This window comes from Bowmanella denitrificans (assembly GCF_039522935.1).
Taxonomy (GTDB): domain Bacteria; phylum Pseudomonadota; class Gammaproteobacteria; order Enterobacterales; family Alteromonadaceae; genus Bowmanella; species Bowmanella denitrificans.
Genome location: NZ_BAAAEI010000012.1, coordinates 262936 through 275568, shown reverse-complemented (window position 1 = coordinate 275568; position 12633 = coordinate 262936). Strand labels below are relative to the sequence as shown.

General features: G+C 46.3%; 12 protein-coding genes. 10 read left to right on the top strand and 2 right to left on the bottom strand.

Features of this window, described 5'->3' with window-relative positions:
- The first annotated feature begins 73 nt into the window (after positions 1–73).
- A complete protein-coding gene (locus tag ABD028_RS12270) occupies positions 74–2293 on the top strand; it encodes a helicase-related protein (RefSeq protein ID WP_343845194.1) in 2220 nt (739 codons plus the stop codon).
- Positions 2294–2474: 181 nt separating this feature from the next.
- Here the strand turns inward: ABD028_RS12270 and ABD028_RS12265 are convergent, their stop codons facing one another.
- Together ABD028_RS12265 and ABD028_RS12260 are read right to left on the bottom strand one after the other, a co-directional pair.
- Positions 2475–2972 carry an STAS domain-containing protein gene (locus ABD028_RS12265; RefSeq protein WP_343845192.1) on the bottom strand — a complete coding sequence of 166 codons (498 nt, stop codon included), beginning with the start codon at positions 2970–2972 and terminating at the stop codon, positions 2475–2477.
- A gap of 24 nt (positions 2973–2996) precedes the next feature.
- Positions 2997–4307 carry a PP2C family protein-serine/threonine phosphatase gene (locus tag ABD028_RS12260; protein WP_343845190.1) on the bottom strand — a complete coding sequence of 437 codons (1311 nt, stop codon included), beginning with the start codon at positions 4305–4307 and terminating at the stop codon, positions 2997–2999.
- Positions 4308–4475: 168 nt separating this feature from the next.
- On the opposite strand from ABD028_RS12260, the gene ABD028_RS12255 reads away from it, so the two are divergent.
- The 9 genes from ABD028_RS12255 to atpB all read left to right on the top strand — a co-directional run bounded on the left by ABD028_RS12255 (position 4476) and on the right by atpB (position 12597).
- Positions 4476–4937, top strand: coding sequence for a flavodoxin domain-containing protein (locus ABD028_RS12255; protein ID WP_343845188.1), 462 nt, complete (start codon positions 4476–4478; stop codon positions 4935–4937).
- A gap of 4 nt (positions 4938–4941) precedes the next feature.
- Positions 4942–5586, top strand: coding sequence for a DnaT-like ssDNA-binding domain-containing protein (locus ABD028_RS12250; RefSeq protein WP_102794786.1), 645 nt, complete (start codon positions 4942–4944; stop codon positions 5584–5586).
- On the top strand, positions 5567–6382 hold the full coding sequence (locus ABD028_RS12245) for an ATP-binding protein (RefSeq protein WP_343845185.1): 816 nt from the start codon (positions 5567–5569) through the stop codon (positions 6380–6382). The genes ABD028_RS12250 and ABD028_RS12245 overlap by 20 nt, the downstream gene beginning before the upstream one ends.
- A 549-nt stretch (positions 6383–6931) precedes the next feature.
- Positions 6932–8833 (top strand): tRNA uridine-5-carboxymethylaminomethyl(34) synthesis enzyme MnmG, encoded by a 1902-nt coding sequence (mnmG, locus tag ABD028_RS12240; protein ID WP_343845183.1) that lies wholly within the window; start codon positions 6932–6934, stop codon positions 8831–8833.
- 2 nt (positions 8834–8835) lie between these two features.
- Positions 8836–9471 (top strand): 16S rRNA (guanine(527)-N(7))-methyltransferase RsmG, encoded by a 636-nt coding sequence (gene rsmG, locus ABD028_RS12235; RefSeq protein WP_245921337.1) that lies wholly within the window; start codon positions 8836–8838, stop codon positions 9469–9471.
- 21 nt (positions 9472–9492) lie between these two features.
- Entirely contained in the window at positions 9493–10284 is a 792-nt protein-coding gene (locus ABD028_RS12230; RefSeq protein WP_102794782.1) for a ParA family protein, read from the top strand.
- 50 nt (positions 10285–10334) lie between these two features.
- Complete coding sequence (locus tag ABD028_RS12225) at positions 10335–11210, top strand: ParB/RepB/Spo0J family partition protein (protein WP_102794781.1); 876 nt, start codon at positions 10335–10337, stop codon at positions 11208–11210.
- Between the two features lie 138 nt (positions 11211–11348).
- Positions 11349–11726, top strand: coding sequence for an ATP synthase subunit I (locus ABD028_RS23280; RefSeq protein WP_425542101.1), 378 nt, complete (start codon positions 11349–11351; stop codon positions 11724–11726).
- A gap of 37 nt (positions 11727–11763) precedes the next feature.
- Positions 11764–12597 carry a F0F1 ATP synthase subunit A gene (gene atpB, locus ABD028_RS12220; protein WP_102794779.1) on the top strand — a complete coding sequence of 278 codons (834 nt, stop codon included), beginning with the start codon at positions 11764–11766 and terminating at the stop codon, positions 12595–12597.
- Positions 12598–12633 lie beyond the last annotated feature (36 nt).

The window sequence follows — 12633 nt, the reverse complement described above, 5'->3', positions numbered from 1 at the left end:
CTAATGAAGTTCTGACTGCATCATAGCAGCTCTAATTAGGTGGCCAAATTAACTATGCCACTACAGTGCAGCATTGAGACAGAGAGGTGTTAGTCAATTTATTGCACTCACTGCAACCGTAGAGAATGCGGAAGATCTAGCAGGATGGCTTCAATGCAAGTTGGTCTCGAGCAACCACCGCGATATTCCACTCCATCAAGAAATTTGGTTCAACGGTCATTCTTACAGAACCACGTTTGGACAAGAAAAAGGAGAATTGGTTGATATAGGAGGCGAAGCTCCTTCAAACGTGGAAAACGCAATTTCTAAACTTTTGTCTCTTGGTCGTGGACCTATTTTAGTTTTCACTGAGTCACGTCGTGAGGCTACTCAACTTGCGCAATCCTTCTCTAGGAGCCGCCCCAAGCAAAACCGTGGTATAGAGTTATCTAATCAGCTTGAACTCTTTTCTGAACCCACTGAGTCATCAAATAGCCTTCGAGAACATGCTGAAAGACATGTAGCTTTCCATACAGCTGATCTATCTCCTCAAGAAAGGCAGGTCATTGAGCGAGGAATTAGTGAAGGTAATATAGATGTTTGTTTCGCAACTACAACACTGGCAGCGGGAGTAAATTTTCCCTTCAAATCCATCATATTTTGGAAATTAACGTATAAGTGGGGGGATCGGGCAGGTAGCCGAATAGCCAGATGGGATTATAGAAATATGTCTGGGCGAGCAGGCCGATTGGGAATGCATTCAGAAGGGTTTTCTATCATTATTCCGAGAAGCCAGCTCGAACTTCAGCATGCCAACCAGCTTGTTTTACCGGAGAATGATCAACTTGAATCCCGCTACTTCTCAGTAGGGTTAAGAAAAACAGTACTTGCTATAATTGCAGCAGGTCTTGCTGCAAATTATGACTCTGTCATAGGGTTCTTTAAAAACACTCTTTATTGGTACCAAACCCTCGAGAGTAACCCTGTCAAACTTCAGGCTCTAGAAGTTAAGACTCGTGAATCCATAGACTGGTTAATGAAGCACAATCTGATTGTATCAGAGGGAACAGAGCTAGCAGTAACGCCATTCGGAGCAGTAACTGCATCCACAGGTTTGTTACCGTCCACAGCAGTGCAGTTCGCTAACCTTCTGGCTGATCATCATGACCGCTTGGAAGAATCATTTGAAGAATCTGTTTTGGGTTTGATTCATGCAGTCGTAATGAGTGATGAATTTAGTGGTGAGAGACCAACCAGATTTCTAACGTATCAGCCAGCAGAGTACGAATCAGTCTCTTATCTGCGTGGAGAAGACCTATTACTTACATTGAATGCTACCAATGTTAGGGCTGCTCAATGTGTTCACGCAGTTTTCTTGTTCTCTCAGGGTGAGCAAGAAAGAAAAATAGCCTACAAGACCAAAGTATCCTCTGGACAGATCCATCGTCTTTCCAACGATGTTGCTTGGGTATTAGAAGGACTCCAAAAGTTATCCTGTGTGCCAGAATTCAACTGCTCCCAAAACATCACCAATCAATTGGGAATGTTATCCCGCATGGTTAGATGGGGAGCCCCAGCTGACGCATTAGATGTACTTCGGGTTGCTCAAAAATATCAAGTTCCTGGAGTTGGGAGACAGCGAGCCATGGCCCTAGTTGCCCAAGGAATTACTACTCTCAAAGATGTACTAGCGAGTGGCATGGACAAGCTAATCTCTATTCTTCGCAATGCTACGCGTGCTGAAGCATTGGTTGAAGCAGTTGAATCTGTATCTGGTATTACAGAAGACAGATTAACAAATGCCCATACGCGGGTTGCCAAAACTGTCGGGGTGGAAGCTCTTGTAGATAATTGTAATAAGAGTTTCGATACTGATTATGAAGTTGCTATTCTTGAATTATTAAAAGAAGAGACTTCTTGGATAGTAACGGAAGTAGATGATGGTAGGCGACAAAATGTCCCTGATTTGATGCTTCAATTGGGTAATAAAACAGTCCTGATTGAGTGCAAAACGACTCATAAGAAGAATCCGTTAATTGGCAAAGAAGAAGCTTGGGCTGTTCTTCAAAAATCAGCGGACTTCAACCCGACCTACAGACGTATCACATTGGGTAAGCCACACTTTGACGAAACCTGTAAAAGGAAGGTGGCTGGAGCACATGACATTACATTAATAGAACATACCGTATTTATTGAAGGGGTTTTGCGCGTTGTGTTGGGTTTGGTGTCTGCAGAGGCATTTATTGAGTGGTTGGAACAACCTGGTTTGAGTGACTTAAATCGATTAGGAGGCAAACCAACCTACCAACAGTAGGATTTGCAGAATGTGGATGGCGTATAGAGGGCTTGAGCTAGTAGTAATCAGTATTTTCCTATATTTTACTTACACGATATTTTCTTATGCGAAAGTAGACCACTACGATCCCACCAGAAAATACAAAAACCACTGTTTTTATTGAGTTTTTCACTTTCTGTATCGGTAAATAGTCAGAAATCTATTTCCTGCTATTTTTTAATTCTTCAGCCATTAAATCCACTACCGGCTGAAACATAGCCTTGTTGCTTTCACTTAAGTCACTGAGGGCTTGATGTGCCTGGTAGATTAGTCTGGCCTGCATGTCATCACTGGTATCGCCTTCCAGCCCCTGAAAATTAAGTTGTTCCCTGCCCCTTTCAACCAGTACAAACACCTGGTCAAGGCACATACTTCTCAGCAACTGCAGCATGTCCTTATTGTTACAAACCAGCGCAGGCTTGCCGCTATCGGCAGCGATGCTGTATCTGGCAATCATGGCCAACAAACCAAGACAGGTACTGTCCATATAGCGGGTCTGGCTTAAATCTACTGAAACAGCATTACAGCGTTTGTGTGGCTGAAATAAAGACTGTACATAGGAATCCATCCCTTGCACATCAGTATGCCTGAGATCGCCTACAAACTTGAATACACACACGCCATCCTGGCAGGCAAACAGAACATGTTCTTTATTCATTGCATCTCCGGTGCCAGCAGTGATTTATCTTCTGGTTACAGACAACATAGCCAAATCATCCGGTAAACTCATTGACTCACTTATACCTAAACGACCCGCCAAATCCTGTAAAGATTTCACAGGCATCTTCACACATGCATGTAACGTAGCCATTTTTGACTCGAGGGTTTTATCGGTCATAATTTCCAGCACACCATCAGAGAATAAATAAAGTTGAAACGCCTCAGCCAAATGACATTCCGCACTTTGATATTGGCTGAAATCAAACAACCCCACTGGCGTACCACGGCTTTCCACAAATTCAGCTCGTTCATGCTGTATCAGCAACGGCCAGGGAAATATGCCACCATTTATATATCTGCATTTGTTATGCAGTCGGTCTATTACGGCATAGAAAATCGCAATATGCTTGCCCAGGTTCTCCGCTAACAAGGCACTGTTTAGGGCGGTTAACACTGCGGCAGGGTCAAGAACACTTTGCTCCTCGCCGTGTCGGTATTGCTCCAGCATGTTGGAAATAAAACGCTTGAGATAAACCGTCACAAAAGCCGATGACACACCATGACCGGAAACATCGGCCAGGTAAAATCCCACATAGCGATCATCAATAGGAAAATAATCTACAAAATCACCACTCATAAACTCAGAGGGCCATAAAATATGCGCAAAGTCTATGCCGTTGATGTGTGTGTCAGATGGCGGAAGCAATTTAAACTGAATACGTTTTCCTGCCTCTTCGCCTTCCTGCAACGCCTGCACCGTACGCTGTAACTTGGCATTGGCCTTTTGTAACTCTTTTGTACGTTGCCGGACCTTTATTTCCAGCTCCTGATTCAACTGAACAACCTGCTCTATATATTTATATGAACGCAAGGAAGACACCACTGCGGTCAGTAACTTCTGCAGAGTGAGTTCGGTTTTTTCTTTGTAGTCATTAATATCGTACTTGAGGATCACTTCCTGTTCCGGTGCATGACCTGGCTGACCGGTTCTTAAAATTATCCGTACAGCATCATTGTGAAGCTCTCGACGAATATACTTCACCAGTTGCAAGCCGGCGTCATCAGACTCCATCACAACATCCAATAAGACTAAGGCTATATTAGATTCACTGGTTAGGACTTCACGAGCCTGTATACCGCTTCTGGCGCTAAGCAGCTGCAATGGCCGCCCTTCAAATACCAGATCTCTTAACACCAAGCGGGTAAGAACATGCACTTCCTCATCATCGTCTACCACTAACACCTTCCAGGGGCTGCCTCCGGCGGGGGAATCAGCCGACTCATCCTCTTCACTGCAAAACAGCAACTCATCTTGTTCTGACGTTTGATTCATTTGTAACCTGAGCAGAGTAAAATTTTTAGGGTAGTCGCCATAGCCTTCACTATAGCGCCCAATATTGCACACCGACAGAATCGCTGTGATTATCAGGCAAAATCACGCAAGGCCATTTTATCAACAACTTGATATAATGCTGCCATGCAAGCAAACCCTGTATTAAACATGCGACAGATAGAGATATTGGTTGGTTCAATGCTTGGCGCGACAGAATATGTAGCAGACGCCATCAGCGCTAAACTCTCAGCACTAGGTATTGAACACAGACAGCACCTTAACCCGGACCTGCCCAGCCTAAACATTAATAGTCTTTGGTTTGTCTGTACCTCTACCCACGGTGCAGGGGAACTACCAGATAATATCCAACCTTTTGCCAGACAAATTGCCGGGCATTCACTGCTCGGGCAACCCTACCTGGTGGTGGGTTTAGGTGACAGCAGCTATGACACATTCTGTGAGGGCAGCAAGCAGATGCAAAGACTCTTTGATGCAGCTGGTGCTAAATTACTTGCTCCCCCTCTGTACGTGGATGTGCTGGAACATCCTGTCCCAGAAGACAAAGTCATAGAATGGATTGAATCTGAACTGACAACGGACGTATTAATGCAATGGCTGGATCAGGAGTGAGCCATTGAACCAGTCAGAACTCATTGCGCTGCAAACCACATTAAGCAACGAAGCCAGAGTGCTTTATTGCCTGGGCCTACGACCAGAGGTTGATAAGACTTCTGGTCTGACACAGCCTCTCAATTACCGGAAATTGCTGGCACTGCTTAACAGCAAACAAACCTTGTTTAATTTAGGCCGTCATATAAATCAGTTACTTAAGGAACTGGCCGACGCAGGTCTGGTAGATTGTCAGGAGCAATGTATCAGTTCACGTAGCCTGAATGGACAACAATTGCTGTTACCACTGGTGGCAACGTCCGTCAGCCAGTATCAGAGCTTACACTTACAATGGCAGTCTATGTCGATGGACTGGCGCCCGGATGACAAACTGTTCGATGAGCTTAGCCAACTGGTAGGCCTGCTGGATAACCAATATACTGATGAAGACTTGGGTGAATTTATTGCTTACTGGTTAACACGTCCTGAAATCAATCTGACTGGCTTTCAGTGGACCCAGAAGTTTGTTTTGCATCTCAAAAAATCGCGACTAGCTCCAGGGCAAAAGCAAAAAGTAGGGCATCAACTGGTCGCTGTGACAGCCGGCCTGAGTGCAGACGAAAACGCTAAAAAACTGGTGGAGAAATACAGTGCAAAGTCTAAAGGATAAAATAGAACAGTTCGGCCGAACACTTGGTAAAACAAGCCGGGTGGAACAAGCAAAAGATTATGCACAGTTGAGAAAGGAATACGAGCACCAGGCCAACCAGGAAGTCAGACAGTTGCAGTTGGATGCAAAGCGCAAACGAATTGAACAGATTCATGGCCGCTCCGACCTGAATCCAAAGTGGACATTCAGTAATCTAATACAAGACAGCCCGGACGTTACCGAAGCTGTCAGCATCGCCCAGTCTTTTATCGCTGCACATAGTGATCCAAGCTGGCGTGCCAGTGGTTCACATATGATGCTGTTCTATGGCGACTATGGACGTGGCAAGTCACACATTGCTGGCGCCATTGCCCATGAGTTGATTGACAGATATGAAATTTCCGTCTTATACCGGCAATTAACCAGCCTGTTAGAGATGCGTTATTTTTCATATGACTACTCGGCAAAAGACGATATAGGTCAGAAATTCAGGGAAATCACCCAGGAACTGATGACGGTGGACCTGCTCATCCTTGACGAAGTCTGCGTCAATGAAACCATGCTTAAGAAAAGCACCCAAAGTTGGTTAGGCACTTTGCTTAGGCAAAGGTACAGCCAGAACAAGAACTGTATTCTGATTACTAATCATGATTTAGCCGGTTTGGAGCAAGCAGTAGGCCCTTACTGCTTTGAATCGATTAAGGAATACGACACTTACAAAGTGCGTTTTAATGGCCCAAGCAGACGGAAAACTGTCGAAGATGACTTTACTACAACGAAAAAAACCTCTGGGTACGTGCCTAACCAGGTAAGATAATTCCATGCCTTGCATCAGCATACTGGTTAGTGTGCTGATGCCGTTAAAACTCACCACACTTTTTATCCCCAGTGAATTGGATCAAAACACCAGATCCTCGATCAGCCCAGTTCGGTAAAGGATCTTGTGATCTTACCCAAGATCAACCCCAAGCTTATACACAGAGATGGCACAGGATTACAGCCTTTGTGGATAAGATCTATTGTAATGCTGTGATCATCCTTTGATCACTCATAGAATAACTTTTTGCTTCTCCCCCCCTGTGGATAAGATCGCGTTTTGATCCCAGCTTATACCGGGTAGATCAGTATTTACTCACACCTTAGATCAACATCTAAAATATTGATAAATATAAGTTATATTGTGTTATCCAAAGGATCGGCCGTGCTTAAAAACAATAAAAATAAATAAAGAGATCTAAACAGATCCTTTCTTTTATTATCCGGATCCAAGGATCAAAAAGATCTGCTGCTCGAATTTTAATCGTTCCGTTTAGAGCCGAAACTCTATAGAATATGCGCCCCGAATTTGGCAGGTTAGAAGTGAAAGATGTTCTACACAGAAAAGTTTGATGTCATTGTTGTTGGTGGCGGCCATGCCGGTACTGAAGCTGCTCTGGCCTCTGCTCGGATGGGTGCAGCCACCTTGCTGCTAACTCACAACATAGACACTTTGGGACAGATGTCCTGTAACCCTGCTATCGGTGGTATTGGTAAAGGCCATTTAGTGAAGGAAATTGATGCCTTGGGTGGTGCCATGGCCAAGGCAGCGGATCAGGGCGGGATCCAGTTCAGAACGCTAAATTCCAGTAAGGGCCCGGCAGTAAGAGCCACCAGAGCCCAGGCAGATCGTAGCCTATACAAGGCAGCTATTCGTAACATACTGGAACAACAGCCTAATCTGACATTATTTCAACAATCTTGTGATGATCTGATTGTGGAAAATGATCAGGTTGTAGGGGTGGTTACCCAGATGGGCCTTAAGTTCCAGGCCAAAACGGTGGTGATGACCGTAGGAACTTTTCTTGGAGGGCTGATTCATATTGGCCTGCAGAATTATCAGGGGGGTCGTGCAGGTGACCCACCGGCCAATGCCCTGTCTAAACGTCTGAGAGATCTGCCGTTCAGGGTAGGCCGCTTAAAAACCGGTACGCCAGCGCGTCTGGATGCCAGGACTCTGGACTTCTCAAAGATGCAGGAGCAACCTGGTGATGATCCTCTGCCGGTGTTTTCTTATCTGGGTAAGGTCGAAGATCACCCCAGACAGATCCCTTGCTATATCACTCATACCAATGAGCAAACCCATGACATTATCCGCGCCAATCTGCATCAGTCGCCGATGTATGCGGGAGTAATCGAAGGCATAGGACCCAGATACTGCCCTTCCATTGAAGATAAGATCGTGCGCTTTGCGGACAAGATCTCACATCAGATCTTTGTCGAACCGGAAGGGCTGAACAGCATTGAAATTTACCCTAATGGTATTTCAACCAGTTTACCTTTTGATGTGCAATGGCAATTGGTGCGCTCCATCAAAGGCTTTGAAAATGCACATATTGTGCGACCTGGCTATGCCATAGAATATGACTTCTTTGATCCAAGGGATCTGAAACAATCTTTAGAAACTAAGTTTATCAAAGGGTTATTCTTTGCCGGACAGATTAACGGTACAACCGGGTATGAAGAAGCCGGTGCACAGGGGTTAATCGCAGGCATGAATGCTGCCCTGCAGGTGCAGGGTAAAGACGCCTGGACGCCAAGGCGTGACGAAGCCTATGTGGGTGTTTTGATCGACGATCTGGCGACTATGGGTACACAAGAACCTTACCGTATGTTTACCAGCCGTGCCGAGTATCGCTTACTTCTGCGCGAAGACAATGCGGATTTGCGTTTGACGGCCAAAGGTCGGGAACTTGGGCTGGTGGACGACAACCGCTGGGCTGTTTTCAATAACAAACTGGAAGCCATTGAGACAGAACGTCAGCGTCTGCGCAGCCAATGGGTGCATCCCAAGCATCCGGCCGCAGAAGCTTTGAATCAGAAATTGAAAAATCCTGTGGTACGCGAGCATTCTCTTGAGGAACTGATTCGTCGCCCGGAGATGAGCTACGCTGAGCTAATGCAGATCCAGGATCTTGGTCCGGGCCTGGATGATCCCTTGGCTGCAGAACAAGTGGAAATTCAAATCAAATATGCTGGCTACATAGAACGTCAGAAGGATGAAATTGAGCGAACACAACGCAATGAGAATACCTTGTTGCCGCTTGATTTCGATTACGCCTGTATTTCTGGTTTATCAAATGAAGTGGTCGCCAAGCTAAAAGCGGCCCGTCCTGAGACTGTGGGTAAAGCATCCCGTATTTCAGGTATAACGCCCGCGGCAATTTCATTGTTGTTGGTGCACCTGAAAAAACAGGGGCTGCTTAAAAAACTGGAAAAAGAATCTGCCTGATGATGCTCGTCGATAGTGAATTGCTCGCCAGCCTGGATGACGGTCTTGCCAACTTGTCTCTGTCGGTTAGTCTGACGCAAAAACAAAATCTGGTTCGCTTTGTTCAACTGATAGACAAGTGGAACAAAGCATATAACCTCACTTCGGTGCGTGACCCCAAGGAAATGCTGGTTAAGCATATTCTCGATTCAATTGTGGTTGCGCCACTGTTGCAAGGAAGCCGGTTTATTGATGTGGGTACCGGGCCGGGTTTACCTGGCATACCACTGGCTATTATGCGGCCTGATTGTGAGTTTGTATTGCTTGACAGTCTGGGCAAAAGGGTTCGTTTCATTAAGCAGGTAGCGCACGAACTGGCACTACCTAATGTGCAAGCCGTGCAGTGCCGGGTTGAGGAATTTCAGCAGGGTATACCTTTTGATGCTGTTTTAAGCCGTGCTTTCGCTTCGATAAAAGATATGTTGCACTGGTGCCAGCATCTGGTAGATTCTGAGGGGGTTTTTCTGGCCCTAAAGGGTCAGTTTCCAGGCGAAGAAATGGATGACATCCCTGCCAATTTTGCGGTCAGTGAAGTGGTCAAGCTGGATGTGCCCGGTCTGGATGCACAACGACATCTGGTCAAGATCCGAAAAATCTAACAGAACGTGGGGAAGCTTGTCTTGGGTAAGGTCATTGCCATTGCAAATCAAAAAGGTGGAGTAGGAAAAACGACCACGGCGGTTAACGTTGCCGCTTCTATGGCGGCTACCCGGCGTAAGGTTCTGCTGATTGATTTGGATCCGCAGGGTAATGCGACCATGGGCAGTGGTGTTGATAAATTTGAGGTTGACTCAACCTGTTACGAGCTGCTGATCGAAGAAAAGCCTGTCGACGAAGTCATCGTTAAGGAAACTTCTGGGAAGTACCATCTTATTGCTGCCAATGGTGATGTGACGGCGGCAGAAATCAAGTTAATGGAATTGTTTGCCCGGGAAGTCAGGCTGCGTAACGCTTTGAAACCGGTGCGCGATTACTATGATTATATCTTTATCGATTGTCCTCCCTCTCTTAACCAACTGACCGTTAACGCCATGGCTGCAGCGGACTCGGTGCTGGTTCCGATGCAATGTGAATATTATGCGCTGGAGGGATTAACCGCCCTAATGGATACTATTCGCAAGCTGGCGTCGGTGGTGAATCCGGATTTGAAAATCGAAGGGGTATTGCGCACCATGTACGATCCTCGCAATCGCCTGGCCAATGACGTTTCTGAGCAGTTAAAGCGCCATTTTGGCGAACAGGTTTATCGTACTGTCATTCCCCGCAATGTGCGTCTGGCTGAAGCACCAAGCTTTGGGGCGCCAGCTATGTACTATGAAAAGTCGTCGGCCGGGGCTAAGGCTTATCTGGCGTTAGCTGGCGAAATCCTGCGTAGACGCGACAGAGAAAGCACTGTAGCTAAAGCCGGTTAATCCGTTAGAATTCGCCGACTGAATTTACCAAATAGAATTTTGAGGACCCCATGTCGAGCAAGAAACGAGGACTAGGCCGAGGCCTGGATGCGTTACTGGCCACCAGTAATCAGCACGCCAAACAGGAAAGTGACCTGGAACAGCTCGAAAAAAGTGGTGAACTGCAAAAATTGCCCGTTGAGTTCCTACAACCCGGTAAATATCAGCCTCGTAAAGATATGTCCCCTGAGGCCCTCGAAGATCTGGCAGCATCTATCCGCTCACAGGGGATTATACAGCCCATCGTAGTGCGCAAACTGGATGAGCAGAAGTACGAGATTATTGCTGGTGAACGACGCTGGCGTGCGTCCCAAATGGCGCAACTGGCGGAAATCCCCTGTTTGGTCAAAGATGTACCAGACGAAGCGGCGGTGGCCATTGCCCTGATTGAGAATATTCAGCGAGAAGATCTCAATGCCATGGAAGAAGCCCAGGCTCTGCAAAGATTACTCAATGAATTTGAGTTAACGCATCAGGAAGTTGCTGATGCAGTGGGCAAATCACGAGCCAGTGTCACTAACCTGTTACGTCTTAATAACCTCAGCGATGATGTCAAACTGTTACTGGAGTACGGAGACATTGAAATGGGCCATGCACGTGCCCTGCTGTCTTTGCAAGGTGAACAGCAAATTGACGCAGCGCGTACTGTTGTCGCCAAAGGTATGACGGTCAGGGATGCGGAAAAATTGGTCCGTAAGATTTTGGAACCTGCACCTGAAAAACCACAGAAGAAGGCCGACCCGGATGTTAAGCGGCTGGAAACCCAGCTTTCCGAAAATTTAGGCGCATCAGTGTCTATTAGCCACAACAGCAAAGGTAAAGGTAAGTTGGTCATCAACTACACCAGCCTTGAGGAACTGGACGGTATTCTGGCTAAAATTCACTGATTCAGTTACCCCTGCTGATGGCGCTTTATTCTTCCAACTTATAAGACCAGGGCATAATCCGGTAATTGTTGAATATTTGCGGCGAAACAGTATAATTTTGGCGCTTTTGAATAGAGTTTGAATCGAGCGGGGAACGCAGTGGCGGATTTGGCCAGGACCGGCAAGTTGCTGGCCAGAAGAGTATTAATCGCCCAGAGCCTGACAGGTTTGCTCCTGTCCCTCGCTACATGGTGGTTGTGGGGGACTGACAGTGGGTTGTCCGCTTTAGCAGGTGTTTGTGCCTGCGTTATCCCCAATGCCGTATTTGCCCACCTTGCTTTCAGACATGCTGGCGCCAGTAAGAATCAACTGGTTGTGCGCAGCTTTAGTCAGGGCGCTAAATTCAAACTGATATTAACGATTTTTTTCTTTGTGGCAGTGTTCCAGTGGCCTGATATGAAGGTCAGCGTACTGTTTGCTAGCTTCGCTGCCACAATGATGACTCAATGGGTCCTTTTGATAAGAATAAAACATTGAGATGAAAGATTTTTTAAAAAACTTGTTGGGATAACTAATGGCATCAGAAATCTCTACCAAAGAGTACATCACACACCATTTAACCAATGCCACTATGTGTAACACCGAAACGGGTGTTGCCTTTAACAAAGCTTGTGCTGACGCCGGCTTTTGGCAGTGGAACGTGGATACCCTGGGCTGGTCCATCGCGATGGGCTTGCTGTTCCTGTTTATCTTCCGTAGTGTCGCCAAAAAGGCCACTTCCGGCGTGCCGAGCAAAATGCAGGCATTTGTTGAGTTGGTGGTGGATTTTGTTGATGACAACGTGAAAAGCACTTTTCATGGCAAGAGTGTCTTGATAGCACCTCTGGCTCTGACCATTTTCGTCTGGGTTCTGTTAATGAACCTACTGGATTTAATGCCGGTTGATGTATTGCCCTCCATTGCCGGATTGATTGGCCAGTATGGCTTTGGCATGGACCCGCATGATGTCTATATGAAAGCCGTACCCACCACGGATCTGAATATGACCTTTGCCCTGGCCTTAGGTGTATTTGCCCTGATCCTGTTTTATTCAATTAAGGTAAAAGGCCTTGGTGGTTTTGCTAAAGAGCTGAGTATGCAGCCCTTTGGTCATCCGGTATTTATTCCTGTAAACCTGATTCTTGAAGTGGTTACCCTGTTGGCGCGTCCGTTGTCATTGGCGCTGCGTTTGTTCGGCAACCTGTATGCCAGTGAGCTGATCTTTATCCTGATCGCTACTATTGGCTTCTTCCAGTTGCCTCTGCATTTCGTCTGGGCGGTATTCCATATTCTGGTGCTTCCACTGCAGGCCTTTATTTTCATGATGTTGACCATCGTGTACCTGAGCCTGGCCTGTGAAGACCACTAAAACGTATTAGAGATTTTTTTCTAATTTAACCTTAAA